Origin of the sequence: Vibrio sp. (assembly GCF_038138445.1) — a bacterium.
Classification (GTDB): Bacteria; Pseudomonadota; Gammaproteobacteria; order Enterobacterales; family Vibrionaceae; genus Vibrio.
In genome coordinates, this window is the sequence record NZ_JAYQDQ010000064.1 from 1 (window position 1) to 23211 (window position 23211).

Genomic DNA, 23211 nt, shown 5'->3' on the forward strand with positions numbered 1-23211 from the left:
TCTTAAAAGATGGCTATGCACTGGCGGATTTATGAGGGGATCCCTCAGTATTGCGCATGCAGAAGATAAATAGCCTAAGTCACAAAATAGCGAGCCCAATGTGAAAATTAGGCAAAAGCCCCCTTAACCGTGACGCTGTTTTAATTTGTTAATGACGTCGTTCATTGAAAGACATTGGTCTTGCAGTAATACCATTAGGTGATACAACAAATCTGCTGATTCACAAACTAACTCAGCCTTATCTCCCGACGTCGCAGCTAACGCCACTTCAACACCTTCTTCACCTACTTTTTGCGATATACGCTTAGTCCCTCGAGCATACAGGCTCGCCGTATAGGAAGACTCAGGATCAGCATTTTTCCTTGTTGCAAGTATGCGTTCCAGCTGGCTAAGCCATACCATTTGCGACTCTTCTTGGGGATCAACATCCCAACAAGTGGTGTTGCCTAAGTGACATGTAGGACCAATAGGTTCAACTTTAACAAGTAGTGTGTCGTTATCACAATCTAAACACATATTAACTAGCTGTAAGGTATTGCCTGAGGTTTCACCTTTGGTCCAAAGCCGCTCCTTAGTTCGAGAGAAAAACGTCACTTTGCCTGTTTCAGCCGTTTTAGCCAACGCGTCCTGATTCATGTACCCCATCATAAGTACTTGGCTCGAACGAAAGTCCTGTATGATCGCGGGTACAAGTCCATCGACTTTACTCCAGTTGATTCGCTCGGTTAGCAAGCTGGCTTCTTCCAATTTGAACGTCATAGCCGTACCTCAATACCTTGTTGTTTTAAATATTGTTTCAATTCACCAATATTAATCACTTGTTTATGGAAAACGGAAGCGGCTAACGCACCATCAACACTCGCTTCTAGATAGGCCTTAGCAAAGTGCTCCATTGTACCCGCCCCACCCGAGGCTATAAGTGGCACATTACACACCTGACGCACCATGTTGAGCTGCTCTATATCGTAACCATTTCGCACACCATCTTGGTTCATCATGTTAAGTACGATTTCGCCCGCACCTCGCTTTTGCACTTCTTGGACCCAATCACAAGTTTCCCACAGCGTGGCCTTTGTGCGTTGCTCATCACCAGTAAACTGATAAACCTGATACTTACCTAAGGCTTGATCAAAATACGAGTCGATGCCTACCACGATGCACTGAACACCAAACTTATCGGCCAGCTCAGTAATCAATTCTGGTTGTGCCAATGCAGGAGAGTTGATAGATACTTTATCAGCACCAAACTCTAGAATTCGCGAGGCATCTTGCGATGACTTAATACCACCAGCGACGCAAAACGGAATATCAATCACTTCAGCAACTCTAGCCACCCAGCTCTTATCCACTACACGGCCATCACTTGAAGCGGTGATATCGTAAAACACCAACTCGTCCGCCCCTTCTTCAGCGTATCGTTTTGCCAAAGGCACAATGTCGCCGATGATCTCATGATTGCGAAACTGAACACCTTTGACAACCTGCCCATCACGAACATCAAGGCATGGGATTATTCGCTTTGCCAGCATGCAAATGCCTCCTCTGTTGTAAACTTACCATCGAGTAACGCACGACCAACAATCACGCCTGCAACACCACAACCTTTCAAGGCTTCAATATCTGCAAGAGACCCTATCCCCCCTGAAGATTGGAACTGCACCTGCGGATACTGTTTACATAAATCAACATAAAGCTCAACGTTTGAGCCTTGCAAAGTGCCATCACGTGAAATATCGGTACACAGAACATGTGTTAAGCCCACTTTTAAGAAGTCTTCAATAAGCACTTCAATTGTAACGCCTGAGTCTTCTTGCCAGCCGGAAACTGCTACCTTACGTACTCCATCTTGGTCGATATTGATATCCAGAGCTAGAACGATTTTTTCCGCGCCATATTTTTCCATCCAACCTTTTACCAAATCAGGTTGTTTAACTGCCGTAGATCCTACGACAACTCGCTGTGCTCCTGCTTCTAGCAAATCCACTACATCTTGCTCGGTGCGAACACCGCCACCAATTTGAATATTTGCAGGGGTACTTGCAAGCAGCTTCGCAATCAAATCAAGCTGACGCGCAGCCGTATCTTTTGCGCCAGTCAGATCAACGAGATGAAGCCAATTTGCGCCCGCTTGGTGGTATAAGTTAAATTGTTCCACTGGATCAACTTTGTATTCGGTCACTCGACCATAATCACCTTGATAAAGGCGAACCACCTGTCCTTCGATTAAATCAAGAGCTGGAATAATCACAATCAATCCCTTTTATAGTTCTAAGAAGTTTTGAATAAGCTTGGCACCTGCTTTCGAAGAGCGTTCTGGGTGAAACTGGACACCAAAATAGTTGCCGCTTTGCACCGCTGCTGAAAAAGGGCTGCCATATTCACTTTCAGCAATCGTATCGCTACCGACTGGCATTGCAAAACTGTGTACAAAGTAGAAATATTCCCCTTCCTCTATACCTTTAAATAGAGGATGACCCGTTTTAGCAGACACTGTATTCCAGCCCATGTGGGGTAAGGGTAAATCGTCTGCCTCGAGCCGAGTCACCTCGCTATCACAAAGCCCAAGACACTCAACCAAATCATCTGCCTTTTGGCCGCTCTCTTGGGAGACTTTAGCCAAAAGTTGCATCCCTAAGCAGATACCCAAAAGCGGCTTGTCAACTTGTTTCACCAAGCGGATAAGATCGCGTTGTTGAAGGTTTTTCATCGCTTCACTTGCGGTGCCTACACCGGGTAAAAACAATTTATCGGCCGATAGCACAACCTGAGGATCACTTGAAAGAGTCACTGTGTAACCCAGACGTTCGATAGCAAACTTTACCGATGACACGTTGGCGCAACCTGTATCGATAATAACCACTTTCTGTTCTTTCATTACATAGTTCTCCTTCAAAGTACGCCTTTACTACTGGGTAATTCAGTACCTTCAACTTTAATCGCTTGGCGAACTGTGCGACCAAAAGCTTTAAACAGACTTTCAACAATGTGGTGGTCGTTATCGCCAGATGAAGAAAGGTGTAGCGTACAAGCTAGAGTGTCTGTTAACGATCTGAAAAAGTGTCCAACCATTTCGGTAGATAAGTCTCCTACTTGTTCACGGCTAAACTTTGCATCGAACTTCAAGTAAGGGCGGCCAGACAAGTCCAACGCGCATTGGGCCAAACACTCATCCATGGGTAAACTAAAGCCAAATCGACCAATTCCACGTTTATCGCCTAAGGCTTCTTTTAGTGCTTGTCCCAAAGCTAACGCCGTATCCTCTACTGTGTGGTGATCATCAATATACAAATCACCATCGACTTTACACACCATTTTAAACCCGCCGTGCGTCGCAATTTGATCCAGCATGTGATCAAAAAAACCCAGTCCGGTTGAAATATCATTGCTTCCTTGCTGGTCAAGGTTAACCGCAACTTTGATGTCTGTTTCTTTGGTGGTGCGCACTACTTCAGCAACGCGTGCTTTGATGGTTAAGTCGTTGACGATCTGCTGCCAGCCCATTGTTTGTGGATTGTATTGAATACCTCTGATGGCCATATTTTCCGCCAATTGCAGATCCGTTTGTCGATCGCCGATGACAGCTGAGTTCTGAAAATCAACCTTACCTGCTCTGAGATATTCTTTAACAAGACCCAGTTTAGGTTTTCGGCATGAACAGTTGTCATGTTCAAAGTGTGGGCAAATCAGCACATCATCAAACTTAACCCCTTGAGACTCGAATATGTCCATCATCATAGTATGTGGCCCATCGAAATCTTCTTGTGGGTAACTGTCTGTACCTAGCCCATCTTGGTTGGTTACCATAACAAGACGATACCCCGCCTCTTGCAAGGACAATAGACTTGGAATGACAAAGGGCTCTAACTTGAGTTTGTCTAATCTATCTACCTGAAAATCAGTTGGTGGTTCTACTATCAGGGTTCCATCACGGTCGATAAAAAGGATTTTTTTTTGTTTGCTCACTCGAATTTCCTTATTGCAATTTTTAGCGCTCACCTTTAGTCAACGCACTTTATTTTTCACTAACTATGAGTAGTAATTTCTTATAAAACCGAGCGTTTTTTCACACTCATCACGGTTACCAACACTGATGCGCACACAGTTATCAATCGGTGAGTTGCGCAAAATAACACCTGTGTCCCATGCCGCTTTGAATAGGGCATCGCCATCTGGAAACTTAACCAATAAATAGTTACCCCAGCCTTCAAATACCTCTAGGCCCGAAATCATAGATAAGCCAACTTGCAAATAAGCACGGTTGGCATTCAAATCCAGCACTTGGAATTTAGTTCGTGCTAAGCCCGCTTCAGACAGTGCTTGTGTGGCGATTTCGGAAACAGGAACAGGAACTGGGTATGGCGCAATAACTTTTAGCAGCACCTTGATTAGGTCTTGATTTGCTAGGGTAAATCCACAGCGCAGTCCAGCAAGAGCAAACGCCTTGGATAAGGTGCGCAAAATGGCCAGATTTGAGTATTGAGACAGCAAATCAACCGTCGAAGCTTCTGGACAAAAATCTATGTAGGCTTCATCCATGACAACAATGGCACGCTCTTTGGTCATCTCAAGAAGTGCTACTATGTCTTCACGCTTAACTAAGTTCCCTGTCGGGTTGTTTGGAGAGCAAATAAAAATCAGTTTCACCTTATCTAAGTTAGCTTCGATCTTGGTTAAATCGAGTTGCCAATCTGCTGTCAGTGGCACTACTTTTTGCTCAACTCCCATGGTTTCAGCACTGATTGAGTACATACCGTATGTCGGTGGACAGTATAAAATCGCATCTTCTCTTGGTTCACAAAATGCGCGTATTATCAGCTCGATCCCTTCATCGGCTCCACGGGTAGTCATGGTCTGTTCAGGCTTTACCCCTGCATAAGCGGCATAAGCAGAAATAAGCTGGTTAGGCTGACACTCACTATAGCGATTAAGACGTGCAAAATCGGTTTTATACTCATTATTGAATGGTGATTCGTTGGCATTGAGCCACACATCACCACTTCCACCTATTCTGCGAGCAGACATATAGGGTGTAAGAGTTTGGATTTGTTTTCTTGCTAATTTTTCCACTGTGATTATCCTTTAGATTCCAATTTTTCGACTCGAATAGTCACTGCACGTTTATGAGCATCTAAGCCTTCCGCCTCTGCCATGGTGATTACGGTCGGTGCGAGATTTTTCAATCCTTCAGCGGATAGCTCCTGTACTGTCATACGCTTTGTAAAGTCCGATAATCCAAGACTCGAGTGCGTACGGGTGTAACCATAAGTAGGAAGCACATGATTGGTTCCAGACGCATAGTCACCTGCTGATTCTGGGGACCAGTCACCAAGAAATATCGAACCAGCATTATCTAACAAAGGAAGAAGCTCTCGAGGATTTTTAGTCTGAACGATTAAATGCTCAGGACCGTAGTAATTGGATATTGACACAGCTTGAGTTAAAGACTCAGCGATAATCACTAGGCTAGACGCGAGCGCTTGCTCTGCAATATCAGCACGAGGCAAATCTCTAAGCTGACGCCTAATTGCATCAGTGACTTGGTCTGCAATAATTGGCGACGGTGTAACGAGCACCACCTGAGAGTCAGGCCCGTGTTCTGCCTGACTCAATAAGTCTGCCGCGATAAAGTCTGCATCAGCACTTTCATCTGCAATAACAAGAACCTCTGAAGGCCCTGCCGGCATATCAATTGACGCACCACGAAAGTCATTACTCACTTGACGTTTCGCTTCAGTCACATATGCGTTACCCGGACCAAAAATTTTATCGACTTTTGATACTGTCTCTGTACCGTATGCCATGGCGGCAATAGCTTGTCCTCCGCCCACGTTGTAAACCTCGTCAATTCCACATAGTTTAGCGACATAAAGGATCTCATCAGCAATTGGTGGCGGAGAGCAAAGCACCACTTTACGACATCCAGCAATCTTAGCTGGAACCCCCAACATCAAGACCGTTGAAGGTAATGGCGCGCTACCGCCAGGAATATACAGACCGACTTTCTGAATCGGGCGTGAAACTTGTTCGCACACAACTCCAGACTGAGTTTCTACTTTTATTGGCTGCGGTTTTTGCGCTATATGAAACTTGGAAATATTTGAGTAAGCCTGTTCAAGTGCATCTTTCATTCGAGAGGATAAGCGTTGTGAGGCTTGTTCAATATCTTCAGAAGCGACTCGTATAGATTCAGGTTTAATACGGTCAAACTGTTCGGTCAAAGAAAATAAAGCCTTATCACCCTCAGCCTTAACTTGTTCAATAACGTTGGAAACTGCAGCTGTAATGCTCGCTCCATCTAGCATCGCAGGTCTTTTCAAAATAGAGTCTTGCTGTGCTTCACTCAAGGATTCCCAGGCAACGGTTTTCATTGTAACTACCCCATCATTTTTTCAATTGGCAGAACAAGGATTGAGCTGGCGCCTAGCTCCTTAAGTTGCTCCATTGTTTCCCAGAACAGGTTTTCCGTACTCACTAAGTGAACCGCGACTTTTTCTTTGTCAGATGAAAGAGGAAGAACGGTTGGGTCCTCGGCCCCCGGAAGTAATGCTTTTACTTGCTCTAACTGGCTTACGGGAGCGTGCAACATAATGTACTTGGACTCTTTAGCTTGCTGAACCCCTTGCATACGTGTGAGAAGTTTTTCGATCAAAGCCACCTTATCTGATTCAAAGTCTCCAACACGCTGAATTAAAGTGGCTTTAGACTCAAAAATTACTGCCGCTTCCTTTAAACCATTTGCTTCTAATGTTGCGCCTGTTGAGACAAGATCGGCAATCGCATCAGCTAAGCCAGCACGCGGCGCAACCTCAACCGAACCCGTTAACATACAGGCAGAAAACGGTACGCCTTGCTTATCCATGTAGGCCTTAAGAAGCTGTGGATAGGTGGTCGCAATACGCTTACCTGCCAGATCTTGAGGGCCGTTGTATTCCTCATCTTTATCAATTGCAATAGATAATCGGCAACCACCAAAATCAAGCCGACGAAGCGGGATAAATTCACATGGTTCGCCAAGTGCTCGTCGATCTAACCTAACCTCTTCAAGCTCGTTCTCGCCAATAAAACCAAGGTCTACAACACCATCCATAATTAATCCGGGGATGTCATCATCACGAACAAGCAGCAGGTCTATTGGCATGTTGAGAGAATGAACCACCAGACGCTCTCCCATGATGTTGAACTTAACACCGCACTTTTTAAGTAGCTCTTGGCATTCTCTACTCAAACGACCTTTTTTCTGAATCGCTATTCTCAAACGTTGTGTTGTCATTACTCGTTTCCCTGTATAAATCAAATTTTAAATCGTAAAAATCAAAAAAACCCTCGGGAGTTTACTCTCCCGAGGGTTGAAATCTTGTGTTAGCGATTTATTCCTCCGGGAGCTTCTTGCCTCCCGGGTATGCGCACATCTCCCGAAAGACTAGTCTGGGTGATGATGGTGATGAATGTTCATTGTAAAATTACGCATACTTATATATTGTTCAGTTGGCTTGCTTGGTAAACACACTACCCAAGGATAAATTTTTTTTCAACTAAAAATTAAAGATTTTTTCAATTTGTATTAGACAAATAAAAAGGGAGCAAATGCTCCCTTATAAATATGGTTAACAATTATGCGTCTGGGCAACTTGCCATCTTAGTTTTAGACAATGTAGAAAGCAAAATACACACAGCCATAAAAGTAACAAAAGAAGCTAAGAGTGAAATGCCAATCGATGCTGTCATTCCAAGCGAAATGAAACCAACGCAGGATACAGCAGCGACGGAAAGCGCATATGGCAGCTGTGTCGATACATGATCGATATGGTCACAACGTGCGCCAGTTGATGACAATATAGTGGTATCTGATATGGGTGAGCAGTGATCACCAAATACGGAGCCAGCAAGCACAGCACTTAGCATAGGTAACATTAAACCAATTTCGGTTGCAGCCGCCATATCTCCGGCAATAGGTAGCATAATACCGAAAGTACCCCATGATGTTCCGGTCGAAAACGCCATAAGTCCAGCGAGAAGGAAGAGAATAACAGGTAGCCAATGAGCACCGATATTTCCTTGTGCCAGAGTAGACAGGTACTTACCTGTATTCATATCACCTATAATAGAGCCAATTGTCCAAGCGAATATTAGGATCAGAATCGCACCAAACATAGATTTAGCACCGATCCAAAGCGTACGAGAAATCTCTCCTACGGCTATACCTTGCTTTATGACCGTGATCAACGCCAAAGCGAGTCCCACAAGGCCGCCATAGACTAGCGATGTCCCTACATCTGTATTTTCAAATGCACCAAGCAAAGTAAAAGGCTTACCATCAGCACTTAAAGACTGCCCACCTGTATAGAGCATAGAGGCAACGGTCGCGACGATAAGAAAAACAATAGGCAGAACTAGATCAGATACTTTACCTTTATCGCTTTGAGTAATATCGAGTTCTTCGTTTATATCATGAGCTTGGTGAGTATCTTCTGCTTCTTGCTGCCCGAAACCACGGCCTTGAGATGCCGCTATTTCGTGTTTACGCATTTTTCCAACATCCAGTCCAAACCAAGCAACGGCGAACACCATCAACAAAGCAAACACTGCATAAAAATTCATCGGTATCAAACGGACATATGCGCCTAGAGCGGAATATTCTGTAATGCCATGTGAGACCAAAATCCCGCCGATAATCGTGATGATATAGGCGCCCCAGCTTGATGCAGGCATAATCACACACATTGGAGCGGCAGTAGAATCGAGAATATAAGCTAGTTTCGCTCGAGAGACGTAGAACCTATCAGTGACAGGACGAGAAATGGCTCCAACCGCTAGGCTATTAAAATAGTCATCTACAAAAATAAATACGCCCAAAAAAGCAGCCAATAGTTTTGAACCTCGTTTGCTTTTGACTCTGGACTGAGCCCACTCAGCAAAAGCAAGGGTGCCACCAGATAACGTAAGTAGTGCTGTCATCATACCCAGTAAGACTAAGAAGGCTAAAATACTCATATTCCAAGTATTTATACCGCCATCCTCAATGAATACACTAGAGACTGTCGAGCCCACGTAGCCTAATGTATTGGTGAATGAATAGTCGTTTAGAAGGGCAGCCCCCAGAATAATACCAACACCCAAAGATAAAAGGACGCGTCGAGTAATAATTGCCAAGCTCAGTGCCACTAGCGGTGGCAATAGCGATATAGGCGATGATGCAAAATCAATTAAATTCATGATCTTCAAAAACCAGTAATGAATGGTTAGAGATCTACTGCAGACTGATTGAAGGATTAACTCCAGAACAATAAGTGGCGGACGAAGCAAAAGACGTTATTATACAACGCTTTAGCCCTACAGTAGCGCTCCATAGTGTTAAAAATTATAGACTATGGCAGTGTTACCCCTTTCAGGTGCAACCCCAGCAAGCCCATTTGATATGGAAGCTCACTTCGGCAAAACAACCTTTCACACTTATTCATTGGCATCACCCCAACAAGTCTTACTGATTTGCCTTGCTCCTCTACCGCGATGATTAAGAACTAAAGCTAAAGTTAACAAAGATTGTTGATAACTTAACCCAATAATCACACTACATCGCATTAGGTGGTCGTTATTGTACTTATCTAGACCTTGATTTCAATAGACTCTGCAGAATAACTCGCGTATTCAAGATCAGATTGTTAGAAAAATTCTAGTAAATCAAACAAATTATAAATAGCTGCTATAATAACTAGTTCGTTAAAGTGATTAGAAAAACATCTTTGTTAATTATGCAATTAGTCTCTATTTCATATTTTTTCAGGCAAAAATATGAATAATAGGCGTAGAAAAGTAATTTACTGAAAATTTCTTAGTGCAGTGATAAAGATCATCAAACTGGGTAGCACTAAATAACATGATTGTATAAATAAATATCACTCTATTATGAAACTTATTGGCAATAAGTATTGTCATAATCACAAAAGCTCAGATATTTTATGTAACAAATTTTAATCAGTTAATAAGAAAGGTCTCATTATTCTAATGTTAAGACATTAAATAATAACTTTTTATAAGAATTTAACTATAAAATATTGCATTGCAGATAATACGGGTTTAATATTTATTCCATCGACTCCTTAATTAAGTGAGAAACTATATGTCGGAACTAACAAAAACTTTATTAAACATTCGCAGCCTACGTGCATTCGCCCGTGAGCTAACCCTGGAGCAACTAGAAGAGTCACTAGACAAGCTATCAACAGTTGTCTCAGAACGCAAAGAAGCTGAAGAAGCGGAGCTGGCAGAAAAAGCAGCTCAAGAAGCGAAGCTAGCAAATATTGCTGAACAAATTAAACAATTGGGCTTAGATAAAAATATGGTTATATCTGCACTAGCTGGTGAGTCTGCAGGTAAACAGAAATCTAAGCGCGCGCCACGCCCTGCTAAATACAAGTATGTAGACAGTAATGGCGATAAGAAAACTTGGACAGGTCAAGGTCGCACACCTTCTGCAATCCAAGAAAAATTAGATGCAGGTAAATCTTTGGATGATTTCCTAATCTAATTACATGTATAAATAAACTTTAAATATGTAATTTTATAATATAAAAAAGCCTCATAATAATGAGGCTTTTTTATTCACATCAATATGTTAGCGCTCCCAGTACGCTTCTTCTAAACTATCTTCACGCTCAGGTAACCCTCTCGATAAACGTGGGGAATGCTGCACTAGAACTTCATAACTAGCACGATTAGAATATTTGCAAACTTGTGAAAATGATGAATAAGTCAAAAAAGTATGGGCATGCTTACTAGAATTAGGCACATTTTCTCTATGGTGTTTATTGGCTGCCATATCGTGTAATAAAGCAGAAAGTGCGGCGTCCCCTGCACCATTTGTATTCTTAATTTTTTCTGGCCCACCCATATAAGGCGATATATGAGAATAAACCTTAATTGGGTTTTCACATGCTGCTTTTTCCGCTGGTCGACTAAATTCATAACGATTAAATTCAGCAATACTACCAGGGAGCAGAGGAAGAGAAGTCTGACGTTTAGCAGCGTCTTCTGTATAACCAGCCATAAATAACCCGACTGGTCCTGCCGTACATAATACCAAATCGACCCATTCCAATGTTTTGTCTGAAGCAGCAAGTGGATCAGACTCACCCGTCAAAGCTTCAGCTTCATCTTCATTCATGGCCACTACGCTTACATGGTCTCGTAAAAATTCCTGCCAAAATATAGGATCATGTTGAATAACATATTTCGTCCCCAAGGTTAATACAACCGGAACGCTATACTTTTTAGCGTATTCAATAGCTTGCATCGTTGCATTGGGCATAGGATCACCATCCTTGCAACGAACTAAGTAGGACGTAAGCACTAATGCAGATGCATTTTTGAAAATAGACTCGGGAATATTATTTGCGTGAAGCTGATTCATCTGGCCTTCACTAATTGCGAACGTCCTCTCGCCATCATCTGAAATTAATGCAAAGCACCTCCCGATTGCACCATCAACACCATGTAAATAGTTAAGGTCCATGCGGCTAGAGGTATTACACAAATAACGATAACCGTAGCTACCGATTTTGATGTCCTGACTCATCACTCCCAAAAGTGTTGAACGATCATCAGCAAGAACTGAGTAATTATGAAGGGTATTCCCTATAGTACCACCAGCGTACTCATTGGTAATTAAGTTGTTTTCTTTCAACTCGTTATATAATGCTTCCGCTGTTTCATCATCAATAACTAATGAGTGCCCTTTACTCAACTTATATCCATCAATAAGTTCCGATTCAACTTTGGCTTCAATATCCACCAAAGTCTGATCAATACCAATAATGTGTGTACTAGATACCTTCTTACTTTGTTGAGACTGGCTAACCAGAGGATCACGTGTATGGACAGGAAAATAATGTTTAGATTTTCGTTGGCCTGGGAACTTCATAGCAAATTTTTCTGAGTAAGGGATGAAAAAGGGTTTGGATTCTACCGTGCGCGACCAGATGCAGCAACCATTCAATTATAGCAAACGTTTGCCTTAATAATAAAATAATAATTTAGCAATACACTGGTGACTTTTTCAATAATTTTAATCGTCAATAGGTGCTCAATAAAGAAATGAACTGTGGTTTTAAACTGAGAAACTGTCACCCGCTAACGCTTTCTGTTAAGATTTGCCTCCAGTTAATTTGTGTGGTGTTTTGAAATGTCTCAGAACTATACTGACAACAGTAAAAAGAAGGTCATCGTTGGCATGTCTGGCGGTGTCGACTCATCCGTTTCCGCTTTTCTTCTCAAACAGCAAGGCTATCAAGTAGAAGGCTTGTTTATGAAAAACTGGGAGGAAGATGATAACGAGGAATACTGTACTGCAGCCGAAGACTTAGCAGATGCGCAGGCGGTTTGTGACAAGTTGGGTATCTACCTACATAAAATTAACTTTGCTGCGGAATATTGGGACAATGTCTTTGAGTACTTTTTATCAGAATATAAAGCTGGACGTACTCCAAACCCTGACATTCTCTGCAACAAAGAAATAAAATTCAAAGCGTTTTTAGAGTTTGCTGACGAAGTCCTTGATGCAGACTACATTGCAATGGGCCACTATGTGCGTCGAACGTTTTCAGACAACCTAGACGAAGTAAAAATGCTTCGTGGTTTAGACTCTAATAAAGATCAGAGTTACTTCTTATATACACTTAGTAATGAACAGGTTGCTCGCAGCCTTTTTCCTGTTGGTGAATTAGAAAAGCCAGAAGTGCGAAAAATAGCAGAAGAACAAGATCTCATTACCGCTAAGAAGAAAGACTCGACCGGTATCTGCTTTATTGGTGAGCGTAAGTTTACTGATTTTCTATCACGTTATCTTCCAGCACAACCCGGAAAAATTGAGACTCCAGAGGGTAAAGTGATCGGTGAACATCAAGGGCTTATGTACCACACCCTAGGTCAGAGAAAAGGGCTACACATAGGTGGACAAAAAGGCGGTGGCGGTAATGAAGATCCTTGGTATGTAGCGGATAAAGATCTCAAGCGAAATGTACTCATTGCAGTACAAGGTGCCGATCACCCTTTACTAAAGTCTCAAGGCTTAATTGCCTCACAACTGCATTGGGTCAATCGCAAAACAATCACAGAACCTTTCCAATGTTCCGTGAAAACGCGTTATCGCCAAGCCGATATACCCTGCACTATTATTCCGGTCGACGACAACACAATTAAAGTCATATTTGATGACCCTCAAGTCGCCGTCACACCAGGCCAATCCGCTGTATTTTATCAAGGTGAGACGTGCTTAGGTGGTGGCATTATTAAAGAACGTATTTAGGAGTAATGTCTGTGGCTAATGCACTTTATGACCAAACTATCGCTTTTGCAGGAATTTGCCAAGCTGTTGCTCTCGTTCAGCAAGTAGCGAAGAACGGTCACTGTGACTCTGACGCATTTGAAGCATCGCTCAAAGCAATTTTAAACACTTCCCCAGTCAATACTTTGGGTGTTTTTGGCCGCGAATCAAATTTAAAAATCGGGCTAGAATGCATTGTTAAAGGGATAGATAGTACCCCTTCTGGTAGCGAAGTTACTCGTTACATCATCAGTTTGATGGCGCTTGAAAGAAAGCTAAGCGGACGTAAAGATGCGATGTCTCAACTGGGAGACCGTATACAAATGATGGAGAGGCAACTTGATCATTTTGAATTATTAGACGATCAGATGCTTAGTAATCTAGCGAGCATTTATCTCGACGTTATCAGCCCAATTGGACCAAGAATACAAGTGACAGGAACACCATCCGTATTACAACAGATAAATAACCAACATAAGGTTAGAGCTTTGTTACTTTCAGGTATTCGTAGTGCTGTTTTATGGCGCCAAGTGGAAGGTAAAAGACGACACCTTATCTTTGGACGAAAGAAAATGGTTGAGCAAGCTCGAATCCTACTTGCAAGAATTTAAAAATAGCAGCCAACTCAATTCATTTTAAGTTGGCTATTCCATCCAAAACCCCACAAGAGCAAACGTTTGCGCAATGTGCGTGACAATCGCATTGGTTATTGGTATAAAGCTCACGACATTTAGACACTCAATTCAGGAGAACATCATGGAACTGTCAGCATTGACTGCTGTTTCACCAGTAGACGGCAGATACGGAAGTAAGACTACAGCATTACGCGAAATTTTTAGTGAATATGGTCTACTTAAATACCGTACTATCGTCGAAATCCGTTGGTTACAAAAACTTGCAGCGACAGCTGAAATTGCAGAGGTCCCGGCTTTTAGCGCAGAAGCGAATCAGTTTTTAAACGAGCTTGCTGACAATTTCTCTGAGCAAGATGCACGTAGAATCAAAGAAATTGAGCGTACAACCAACCATGATGTCAAAGCGGTAGAGTATTTCCTGAAAGAAAAAGTTGCTGACATTCCTGAATTACATGCCGTTAATGAATTTCTGCATTTCGCATGTACCTCTGAAGATATCAACAATACCTCTCATGCGCTGATGCTAAAAGAAGCGCGTGAGACTGTTATTCTGCCAGAAATACGCAGCATCATTGATGCCATCAAAGCCCTTGCTGTTGAGTATCGTGACATTCCTCTTTTATCTAGAACTCATGGCCAGCCAGCATCACCATCCACCATTGGTAAAGAGATGGCCAATGTCGCTTACCGTATGGAGCGTCAGTATAAGCAAATTGCTAGTGTAGAAATTCTCGCAAAAATTAATGGTGCGGTAGGAAACTATAATGCACATTTGTCCGCGTACCCAGAGTTAGACTGGCACCAATTTTCTGAAGACTTCATTACTGAGTCTCTAGGCGTCACTTGGAATCCGTACACAACTCAAATTGAGCCGCATGATTATATCGCAGAATTATTCGATGCTATCGCTCGATTCAATACTATACTAATTGATTTTGATAGAGATATTTGGGGTTACATTGCGCTGGGGCACTTCAAGCAAAAAACCATTGCTGGAGAAATAGGCTCGTCAACTATGCCTCATAAAGTTAACCCTATTGATTTTGAAAACTCCGAAGGCAACCTTGGCCTTGCTAATGCTGTGTTTGCTCACTTAGCACAAAAGCTGCCAATTTCTCGTTGGCAACGTGATCTGACTGACTCAACAGTCTTACGTAATTTAGGTGTTGGTGTCGGTTATGCAATCATTGCTTATACGTCAACACTTAAGGGTATCAGCAAGCTAGAAGTCAATCGTGAAGCTCTTCTTGCAGAGCTCGATCAAAACTGGGAAGTTCTTGCTGAACCAGTTCAAACCGTTATGCGCCGCTATGGGATTGAAAAGCCTTATGAAAAGCTTAAGGAGCTCACTCGCGGTAAACGTGTTGATGGCGAAGCGATGAAACAATTTATCGATGGATTAGCATTACCTGATAGCGAGAAAGAACGTCTAAAACAAATGACACCAGCAAATTACATCGGCCAAGCAATCGAGCTAACCGATAAGCTATAGAATCTGTTCTAACTAAAAAGGACGGCTATTTAGCCGTCCTTTTTGTATATAAGCGATGATTTAGTGATTTTCACCGAACAGTTTTTTGAAAAAATAAGGTGATCTGACCCACTTCGACGCCAAACTTCTTAATCTTAGTTAAGTTAAACACATGACTTTCATCTTGGCGATACAACCAGTCATCAAACGATACCACCACTGTTGAGTCCTCTAGTTGAAGAGCAAAGTCATATTGCCAGCGCAGTGCGCTTCCGACTTGTGTTCCTTTTGCCACTCCAATAATATCGTCTGCTCGTCCTTGATACTGACCTTGCTCTAGACGCTCTATACTCCATACTCGACGTGACTTTTCACCATCATCAAACACAAAGTCTTCCACAAGAGTAAGTGTGTCACCTTTTACTGTCCCAACTATGGCTACTTCAAATCTCCTTGTCTGGAGGTCGGTGTAATCTTGCACCATACCCCAAGCTGTCGACTCTCCCTCAAAATATTCGAACAGATCGAAGTTAGGTTTGTGCTCTCGATAGTCCTCAATGTCGGCGCTACAAGCAGTTAAGCCTATCACTATGACAAGGGCGTACAATAAGCATTTAGCCTGCTTAAACATTAATAACTCCCTATTAATTTTCGCCTTAAACTTGGGTACTCAGTTTGTGGTGAAAGCCAGATGGCAAGAAACGCATCATTAAATGCTTCTTCTTCTATTTGACCAATCAGCTCTACTCCATCATTGGGGCAGGCATAGTAGAACTGGCCATGATACCCATCAGTGACATAAGTTAGATTGTTGCCCTCTTTAATATCGGGAAATATCGTTTCAAGACGTTGAGCCCATTGACTGGTCGTGCTAGGCTCATAACCCAGCTTTTCCCACTGCTCTACCGTCGCCTTCACGAGCTGTTTCTGGGATATATCTCTTTGGTACGTAATGGAAAGTGCCAGAGGGTGTGGAGTAATATCATCACCAACAATGTATCGGCCGTCCGGACTAAAAAGTTGTGACTTATAAATGTCAAAGAAAAACATCGATAATTGAGCCTGCCCCACACTAGACCATTGATTCCAGTCACTTGGTGATTTATCCGAAGCCATTGACGCCTTAGCACTAGCTGTCAGAGTTAGATAAGCTACCATCATCATTACGTACTTCATGCCCATATACCCTTAATATCATCAAGATAATAAGGAACCACTCAACCAGCAATATGCCGACAACAGAAAAGAAAGGTAATCCAAACGCGACTGCGCCAAACCTCTCTCCCGCCATATAGCTTAGTGCTCCGGCGATCCCTCCTACTATTGATACGACCAACGCAGGGTATTGGCTCACAAATGGGTGCAAAAAGTGCACATACCAAGCAAATAACATCCAAAGAGCTGCAAGCCAAATTGGGAAGCTCTGATGCTCAAATTGAAACAGACCTAACTGGATATTGAAAAAGTCAACGATTAGACCTACAGCTAAAACACTGGCCCAGTTTCGCCAGTGTATCCAAGCTTTTATGGCAGATGCAATCAAGGTAATGCTCACCAAGATTACTGTTAGACTCTGCCATTGATAGTTACCAAGAACAGCGCATAGCCAAATCACCTGAAACCATGTCGATGCTATCAGTAACTGTTTCATCTTTTGCTCCGAGAACTCAAATCTATGGACGTTGAAACGTCATGTGGACAGTGCTGATCGACCGTGCTCTGAACCCACCCTCACAATAGCAAAAGTAGTAGTTCCACATGCGGATAAATCTTTCATCAAACCCTAGCTGTCGTACTCGCTTCTCAGCACAATTAAAGCGCGTATACCAATCCCTTAGTGTTCGAGCATAATCTTGGCCGATGTCAAACAAGTCCCTAAGTACCAAGTCAGTGTGTTTGGTTGTCGCTTGAGTCAATGCTGTGATAGAAGGCAAAAAGCCGCCAGGAAAAATATATTTTTGAATAAAGTCTACGCTGTTGCTGTAATCGGCATAGCGCTGGTCAGCAATGGTAATCGCTTGAATAGCCATCAAACCACCAGATTTAAGTAATGACTGGCATTTTTCAAGGTAGGAGTTCAAGAACTGCTTGCCAACGGCTTCTATCATTTCAATCGAAACCAGTTTGTCAAACTTCCCCTCAAGTAGTCGATAGTCTTTTTTCAGCAAGGTTATCTTACCTTCTAACCCTCTTTTCTCTATCTCCTGCTTTGCATATACGTACTGCTGCTCAGAAATGGTCGTGGTGGTCACATGGCAACCATAGTGTTCTGCCATGTATATCGCCATGGCGCCCCAACCCGTTCCAATTTCAATTACTGAATCGTTTTCATTGAGGCTGAGTTGCTGACACAAGCGTTCCATTTTGTTAATTTGAGCTTGCTCCAAAGTGTCCTGGTCTGTTCGATAAATTCCTGATGAGTAGAGCATTCTCTGATCTAAAAATGTATCATAAAGCTCGTTACTCAAGTCATAGTGGGCTTGTATATTCTTGGCAGAATTAACCAGTGTATTACGATTGAGCCAGTGCCCAACTTGATAGACAAGTTTTGATAACACACTGCTTTTCTTTTCAATCGAGTCTAGAGTCGTTAGATTTTCCGCCATTAGCCTCATAAGAGCCGTTAAATCGTTACTGTCCCACCATCCATCCATGTAGGCCTCACCCGCGGCTATGCTTCCTCCTTTTATAAGTCGGGCATAAAAAGCTGGGTGTTTAACCTCGATTACTGCATGAGTCTTCCCATCAAGTAAATCACCAAATTGGGTTGTGGAATCATCACCTGACTGTGATTCAAACGATTCAATGACGGTTAAAGAGCCATGTTGGAGCCTTTGCAAACAAGAAAAGGCAAGGTTTCTCGCCGCTTTATGTAAAGGTGTCAATGATTTGGGCAAAGGTAGCGTTTGTGAATTAATCATTTTATCAGCTCCTACTTATTTTCTATATTTGTATGGCGAGTCGGTTGAGCTTCTTTATCCTGCTCATACTTAGGGTGGGAATAAAAGGGAGCACCTTTAATCCAAAGTTTTAATGCATGCCAATAAATCCCTAACAGCATTTTGATGGCGAGTACAGGCGTGGCTATCAAGTACTTGAGTAGCCCATGAGTACTTAACATCTGACTTTTCATTTTCATCGTTGCATCAAATTGTTTGCCCTGACGATGGCATTCCAGATGAATAGATAGATGTGGATTCATAGGTTTAATTCTCCATCGATATTCTTGATCAATAGGGTTAAATGGAGATACATGAAATGCTTTTGAGTGAACCCATGTGTCCTCGTTACGCGCATCCAACAAATAGTAATACCTTTCGTTCCATGGGGTGTTACTTACTTCAGCCAGTAAATAGCACCAGCAATCATTAACATCATAAATATAGTAAAAGTTAACGGGGCTGAAATAGATGCCAAAATATCTAAGGTGAATCACAGCTTTAACCGAGCCATCAAGACGCTCTCCACCTAATTCAGCCACTTTGTTAAGTACCGACTGTTTCAAGTCTCCAGTACCTAGATAGTCACTACGTTTAAACCTTGCCCAGTGCCACCATTTGTCGCCAAAGCCCCATACTTTATTTTTTAGATCCTGCAATTCATCGAGGTCCAAACATGGCATAAAGAGCTTATAGTCGAGTGCATGCTCTATTGGGCTAAAACGGCGATGTCTCACATTACCAACAAGCAAACAACTTTTGAGCGAGGACGACATCTCAAGCCGCTCCCTTAGATCTGTGGCCCGCGCTGTAAGCCCTAAAGCCCCGCACTACATCCAGAGCACTTTTAACCCCATCCTCATGAAAGCCGTTATACCAATAAGCGCCGCAGAACCAAGTATTACAGACACCATTAATCTCCTCTTTTCGTGATTGAGCTTTGATGGATTGGCTACTGAATACTGGATGATGATAGACGAAACGTCTTAACACTTTACTTTGGTCAATTTGCTCACTGCTATTTAGAGACACACAAAAGGTTTGAGGTGCCTTAATATGTTGAAGTATATTCATGTTATAGGTGAGGGTTGGAGCTAAGTCTTCTTCTTTATCAGCCCCACTTAATCGATAGTTCCAAGATGCCCAAGCTGTTTTTCGCTTTGGAAGTAAGCTCTCGTCTGTATGAAGCACCACTTCATTGGCCTGGTATTCCAATTTCGATAGCACAGCATACTCAGCAGAATTTGAATCTCTCAGTATCTTAAGTGCTTGATCGCTATGACATGCAAAGATGACATGGTCAAAACGTTCACTGCGTCCATTAAAATGAACCGTGACACCCGCTTGATCTCTAGTTACACCATCGACTGGTGTATTGAGACGTATCCTATTGGAAAACCCGTTAGTCAACGGCCCAATATATTCTCGTGATCCACCCTTAATGACGTACCATTGAGGACGATTAGTGATATCAAGTAATCCATGATTTAAAAAAAATCTAGCGAAGAAGGTTAGCGGAAATGCTCTCATATCGGCCAGAGTAGAAGACCAAATAGCAGCCCCCATAGGCAAAATATAATTATCGCAAAAAAAACTGCTAAACCTTTGAGATGTTAAGAACTCTCCTAGGGTAATATCTAGGCATGTATTCTGACTTGCAATGGCTTTAACTTGTTTATTAAATCGCAGTATTTCAAAAATAAAGCGATAGAATTTTGGACTTAGCCAATTACTCTTTTGAGCAAATAGTGTCGATAGTGTATGACCATTATATTCAAGTCCATTTGCGTCATTTCGGACGCTAAAGCTCATTTGACTTGCGATCCCGCTCACTCCAATCTCGTCCATCAATTCGATGAAATTAGGATAAGTTCTATCATTAAAGACTATAAACCCTGTGTCCACAGCATAATGTTTTCCGTCTAGCTCAACATCTACAGTGGCTGTGTGGCCACCAATATAATCATTGGCTTCAAACACAGTCACGTCATGATCTTTATGTAAATAATACCCACATGTTAAGCCTGAAATCCCGGAACCTATTATCGCTACATTCATGTGATTATTCCTTTTTTATTGGGCAAGTAGCTTAGCCGTCAGAGCATTCTGCCAACGGTATGGAAGCGCGCCGACTAGGCGCAAAATTGATGTAAATTTTCTTGGGAAATATATGTGACTACGTCCCCTAGCTAATCCTTCTCTGATTTCTTTCGATGCTCGTTCAGAAGAAATTAGCATTGGCATTTCAAAGGTGTTTTTGTCGGTAAGTGGTGTTTTGACAAAACCAGGGTAGATGATCGACACATCTATTCCCTTAGGCTTGAGGTCTAGTTGGAGTGCCCTAGCTAAGTAACTTACCGCCGCTTTAGAGGCTCCGTAAGCTTCAGCACGAGGCAAAGCCACTTCGCTAGCGATGGATCCCACAATAGCCAACCTTTGACCTTTTTTGAAATGCGGTTGACAAGCTTCAATCGCATTGGTGAGTCCCAATACATTGATGTCAAAAACACGCTTCACTAGCTTAGCGTCAAGCTTGCCATCATCAATGTATTCGCAATCACCAGCGTTCAATACCCATAAATCAGGTATGTGATCCAAGTGAGACAGCGCCTGTTTTGTCGCTTCAAGATCAGTAAGATCAAATGCTATTGGATGAATGTTGGCAAACTGGGAGCTTAACTCTCTCAAGCGCTCTTGGTTTCGGCCACAAGCGTACACTGTCACATCGCTTTTCGCGTAATCTGTCGCTAGCTGGAAACCGATCCCCGACGTTGCTCCTGTAATCAGAACTGTGTTCATTTGCCTAACCTCACCTTGATCGCTTTAATCAATGAACCAAGCAAAGGTAGATTTTCGTATAGCATTTCTCCTAAATCGAAATAGTCTCTGTGGTAGATGACTCGACCTTGGGAAAACTTTAAATGACTGACTCCGTTGACATAGACTGTGGAACCATTTGATAATTTGGGGTGCTCTAGTGCCATTTGCCAAGTCAAGAAACCACTATCACCAGATTGCTGGTGTTCAATAATATCGAAGTCACAGCGTTTTACATTGCTGTATAAGGCTTGGAAGTAACTCTCCAATTCGGTCCAGCCTTCAAGCTTATGAGCTGCGTCTTCAAATACAACTTCTTCGTGATACACATCAGACAACAGGTGAAGGTTTGACTTGTTAAGCTTTTGATAAACCTCGCCGACTGTTTCCACATCCATTCGATCACCTCTCGTTATGTTATACACTAATATTTTTTGTACAACATAGAGACTTTAGGTCAATCCGAAAACTTGTACAAATAATATTTTGTATAACTTCTACGGTGACAGCATCAAAGAGATCAAAAAAAGGCTTAGTTATAAACTAAGCCTTTTCAATTTATTAGGGCATGTTCTAGCCCGACACACCTTCTATAAGTTACGTAATGCAGAGATTCGCTTATCAAGTGGTGGGTGGCTCATAAGGAGCTCCGTCACTGAACGTTTACCATTGATACCAAATGCCATCATTGAACCTTCAAGCTGAGATTCATGGCTGAGTTTAAGACGCTCCAACGCAGCGATCATTTTATGCTTACCCACTAAGTTGGCTGCTCCTGCATCAGCATGAAACTCGCGATGGCGGCTATACCACATAGTAATAAAGCTGGCTAGGAACCCAAATACCAATTCCAACACTATCGAAACACCAAAATAAACCATCATGTTGCTCCCACCTTCTTCTTCATCATTTGAAGAGACAATGTTAGCGATAAAGCGTGATAAGAAAATCACGAATGTATTCACGACCCCTTGCATAAGCGTCATGGTTACCATATCTCCGTTCGCAATATGGCTGACTTCGTGTGCAAGAACAGCTTCCGCTTCATCGCGCGTCATATTGTGAAGTAGACCAGTAGACACTGCGACCAAAGAATCATTCCGCTTTGCTCCTGTTGCAAAAGCGTTAATATCTGGTGAGTCATAGATAGCTACGGTTGGCATACCAATTCCAACTTGTTGAGATTGGCGACGAACAGTTTCAAGTAACCAATGCTCAGTTTCATTGCGAGGGCTTTCAACCACCATTCCCCCAACAGAACGAAGAGCCATCCCCTTGGACATCATCAGAGAAATAAACGCGCCACCAAAGCCAAACACTGCGGCCATCACAAGTAAGCCAGACAGGCTGCCAGGCTGCATCCCTGTAACAGAATAGACAATATTTAAAACAACGCTCAAGACCAATACTACGGCCAAGTTGGTTGCCAAAAACAAAATTACACGTTTCATTACTTTTCTCCGACACTGAACTCTTTATAGTGTTCCAAATTAGGTGCATAGATTTTATCAATGTAAAACCACGCGATAATTTTGCACCATTTGGGGACTGATTATCTCTCTATTAGATATAGTCTATTGCTTTTAATTACAAGTGGTAGAGGCAAATTGCAACATTTAGTTTCTCCCCGCCGGGATTCAGTACAGAAATGGCTGCATTTGAACCTATAAGTGAGTCAGTTTTAAGATTAGACCTTTGTCTTATTGCTCATTACTACACGCATGATAGATTGTGCAGTGATAGGATACTCATGTGCTAAAAGGAAACAATCATGGCAGAGACACACAACTACCAGATGGCTATTGATTTATTATGCTGCCACCTCGACATTTCAGAGGAAGAGGCAAAACAACAGCTCGGTATTTGCTCGCAGCAACAAGTGCAAAAACATGTTACAGAAGCACACCAATCTCTCATGACGGTCAATCAAGAAAGCTAAGCATTTCAATGAAAAAGGCTACGTTTGTAGCCTTTTGATCGTAAGCTGGCGGTGAGCCCCATTTAACTGAAAGCTGGCACCGACTAAAAATA

The 23211-nt window shown here is 42.4% G+C and carries 24 protein-coding genes, 1 riboswitch and 1 other annotated feature; of the genes, 5 read left to right on the plus strand and 19 right to left on the minus strand.

Going from position 1 to position 23211, the window contains the following annotated elements:
* Nucleotides 1–123: 123 nt before the first annotated feature.
* From hisIE to AAFM34_RS15125, 9 genes are all read right to left on the minus strand, one after another.
* Entirely contained in the window at nucleotides 124–759 is a 636-nt protein-coding gene (hisIE, locus tag AAFM34_RS15085) for a bifunctional phosphoribosyl-AMP cyclohydrolase/phosphoribosyl-ATP diphosphatase HisIE (protein ID WP_341664235.1), read from the minus strand.
* Nucleotides 756–1529 (minus strand): imidazole glycerol phosphate synthase subunit HisF, encoded by a 774-nt coding sequence (gene hisF, locus AAFM34_RS15090; RefSeq protein WP_341664236.1) that lies wholly within the window; start codon nucleotides 1527–1529, stop codon nucleotides 756–758. Before hisF ends, hisIE begins: the two co-directional genes overlap by 4 nt.
* Nucleotides 1511–2248 (minus strand): 1-(5-phosphoribosyl)-5-[(5-phosphoribosylamino)methylideneamino]imidazole-4-carboxamide isomerase, encoded by a 738-nt coding sequence (gene hisA / locus AAFM34_RS15095; protein WP_341664237.1) that lies wholly within the window; start codon nucleotides 2246–2248, stop codon nucleotides 1511–1513. The genes hisF and hisA overlap by 19 nt, the downstream gene beginning before the upstream one ends.
* Before the next feature lie 12 nt (nucleotides 2249–2260).
* Nucleotides 2261–2875, minus strand: coding sequence for an imidazole glycerol phosphate synthase subunit HisH (gene hisH / locus AAFM34_RS15100; protein ID WP_341664238.1), 615 nt, complete (start codon nucleotides 2873–2875; stop codon nucleotides 2261–2263).
* A gap of 14 nt (nucleotides 2876–2889) precedes the next feature.
* Entirely contained in the window at nucleotides 2890–3963 is a 1074-nt protein-coding gene (gene hisB, locus AAFM34_RS15105; protein WP_341664239.1) for a bifunctional histidinol-phosphatase/imidazoleglycerol-phosphate dehydratase HisB, read from the minus strand.
* Between the two features lie 63 nt (nucleotides 3964–4026).
* Complete coding sequence (gene hisC, locus AAFM34_RS15110) at nucleotides 4027–5067, minus strand: histidinol-phosphate transaminase (protein ID WP_341664240.1); 1041 nt, start codon at nucleotides 5065–5067, stop codon at nucleotides 4027–4029.
* A 5-nt stretch (nucleotides 5068–5072) separates the two neighbouring features.
* Nucleotides 5073–6368 carry a histidinol dehydrogenase gene (gene hisD / locus AAFM34_RS15115; RefSeq protein ID WP_341664241.1) on the minus strand — a complete coding sequence of 432 codons (1296 nt, stop codon included), beginning with the start codon at nucleotides 6366–6368 and terminating at the stop codon, nucleotides 5073–5075.
* A gap of 5 nt (nucleotides 6369–6373) precedes the next feature.
* Complete coding sequence (hisG, locus tag AAFM34_RS15120; RefSeq protein ID WP_341664242.1) at nucleotides 6374–7270, minus strand: ATP phosphoribosyltransferase; 897 nt, start codon at nucleotides 7268–7270, stop codon at nucleotides 6374–6376.
* 45 nt (nucleotides 7271–7315) lie between these two features.
* Nucleotides 7316–7445: a sequence feature (His leader region), on the minus strand.
* Between the two features lie 166 nt (nucleotides 7446–7611).
* Nucleotides 7612–9213 (minus strand): Na+/H+ antiporter NhaC family protein, encoded by a 1602-nt coding sequence (locus AAFM34_RS15125; RefSeq protein WP_341664243.1) that lies wholly within the window; start codon nucleotides 9211–9213, stop codon nucleotides 7612–7614.
* A gap of 115 nt (nucleotides 9214–9328) precedes the next feature.
* Nucleotides 9329–9510, minus strand: a riboswitch (Lysine riboswitch).
* 607 nt (nucleotides 9511–10117) lie between these two features.
* On the opposite strand from AAFM34_RS15125, the gene AAFM34_RS15130 reads away from it, so the two are divergent.
* Complete coding sequence (locus tag AAFM34_RS15130) at nucleotides 10118–10525, plus strand: H-NS family nucleoid-associated regulatory protein (RefSeq protein WP_341664244.1); 408 nt, start codon at nucleotides 10118–10120, stop codon at nucleotides 10523–10525.
* A gap of 87 nt (nucleotides 10526–10612) precedes the next feature.
* Here the strand turns inward: AAFM34_RS15130 and AAFM34_RS15135 are convergent, their stop codons facing one another.
* The gene (locus AAFM34_RS15135) at nucleotides 10613–11917 is read right to left on the minus strand and encodes an inosine/guanosine kinase (RefSeq protein WP_341664245.1); all 1305 of its coding nucleotides are present in this window, start codon (nucleotides 11915–11917) and stop codon (nucleotides 10613–10615) included.
* A 261-nt stretch (nucleotides 11918–12178) separates the two neighbouring features.
* On the opposite strand from AAFM34_RS15135, the gene mnmA reads away from it, so the two are divergent.
* From mnmA to purB, 3 genes are all read left to right on the plus strand, one after another.
* Nucleotides 12179–13300 (plus strand): tRNA 2-thiouridine(34) synthase MnmA, encoded by a 1122-nt coding sequence (gene mnmA / locus AAFM34_RS15140; RefSeq protein WP_341664246.1) that lies wholly within the window; start codon nucleotides 12179–12181, stop codon nucleotides 13298–13300.
* Between the two features lie 11 nt (nucleotides 13301–13311).
* Nucleotides 13312–13929 (plus strand): high frequency lysogenization protein HflD, encoded by a 618-nt coding sequence (gene hflD, locus AAFM34_RS15145; protein WP_341664247.1) that lies wholly within the window; start codon nucleotides 13312–13314, stop codon nucleotides 13927–13929.
* A gap of 145 nt (nucleotides 13930–14074) precedes the next feature.
* Nucleotides 14075–15445 (plus strand): adenylosuccinate lyase, encoded by a 1371-nt coding sequence (gene purB, locus AAFM34_RS15150; protein ID WP_341664248.1) that lies wholly within the window; start codon nucleotides 14075–14077, stop codon nucleotides 15443–15445.
* Between the two features lie 70 nt (nucleotides 15446–15515).
* Here the strand turns inward: purB and AAFM34_RS15155 are convergent, their stop codons facing one another.
* The 9 genes from AAFM34_RS15155 to htpX all read right to left on the minus strand — a co-directional run bounded on the left by AAFM34_RS15155 (nucleotide 15516) and on the right by htpX (nucleotide 22631).
* A complete protein-coding gene (locus AAFM34_RS15155; protein ID WP_341664249.1) occupies nucleotides 15516–16055 on the minus strand; it encodes a DUF3833 domain-containing protein in 540 nt (179 codons plus the stop codon).
* Nucleotides 16055–16600, minus strand: coding sequence for a chalcone isomerase family protein (locus AAFM34_RS15160; protein ID WP_341664250.1), 546 nt, complete (start codon nucleotides 16598–16600; stop codon nucleotides 16055–16057). The genes AAFM34_RS15155 and AAFM34_RS15160 overlap by 1 nt, the downstream gene beginning before the upstream one ends.
* Nucleotides 16554–17075, minus strand: coding sequence for a DUF2878 domain-containing protein (locus AAFM34_RS15165; RefSeq protein WP_341664251.1), 522 nt, complete (start codon nucleotides 17073–17075; stop codon nucleotides 16554–16556). The genes AAFM34_RS15160 and AAFM34_RS15165 overlap by 47 nt, the downstream gene beginning before the upstream one ends.
* 22 nt (nucleotides 17076–17097) lie before the next feature.
* The gene (locus AAFM34_RS15170; RefSeq protein WP_341664252.1) at nucleotides 17098–18345 is read right to left on the minus strand and encodes a cyclopropane-fatty-acyl-phospholipid synthase family protein; all 1248 of its coding nucleotides are present in this window, start codon (nucleotides 18343–18345) and stop codon (nucleotides 17098–17100) included.
* A gap of 11 nt (nucleotides 18346–18356) precedes the next feature.
* Nucleotides 18357–19139 (minus strand): DUF1365 family protein, encoded by a 783-nt coding sequence (locus tag AAFM34_RS15175; RefSeq protein ID WP_341664253.1) that lies wholly within the window; start codon nucleotides 19137–19139, stop codon nucleotides 18357–18359.
* A gap of 1 nt (nucleotide 19140) precedes the next feature.
* Nucleotides 19141–20421, minus strand: coding sequence for an NAD(P)/FAD-dependent oxidoreductase (locus AAFM34_RS15180; RefSeq protein ID WP_341664254.1), 1281 nt, complete (start codon nucleotides 20419–20421; stop codon nucleotides 19141–19143).
* A gap of 15 nt (nucleotides 20422–20436) precedes the next feature.
* Entirely contained in the window at nucleotides 20437–21162 is a 726-nt protein-coding gene (locus AAFM34_RS15185) for an SDR family oxidoreductase (protein WP_341664255.1), read from the minus strand.
* Nucleotides 21159–21578: a nuclear transport factor 2 family protein gene (locus AAFM34_RS15190; RefSeq protein ID WP_341664256.1), complete on the minus strand. Its 420-nt coding sequence runs from the start codon at nucleotides 21576–21578 to the stop codon at nucleotides 21159–21161. The genes AAFM34_RS15185 and AAFM34_RS15190 overlap by 4 nt, the downstream gene beginning before the upstream one ends.
* Nucleotides 21579–21770: 192 nt before the next feature.
* The gene (gene htpX, locus AAFM34_RS15195) at nucleotides 21771–22631 is read right to left on the minus strand and encodes a protease HtpX (RefSeq protein WP_341664257.1); all 861 of its coding nucleotides are present in this window, start codon (nucleotides 22629–22631) and stop codon (nucleotides 21771–21773) included.
* A 320-nt stretch (nucleotides 22632–22951) separates the two neighbouring features.
* On the opposite strand from htpX, the gene AAFM34_RS15200 reads away from it, so the two are divergent.
* Nucleotides 22952–23119, plus strand: coding sequence for a hypothetical protein (locus AAFM34_RS15200; protein ID WP_341664258.1), 168 nt, complete (start codon nucleotides 22952–22954; stop codon nucleotides 23117–23119).
* Nucleotides 23120–23211 lie beyond the last annotated feature (92 nt).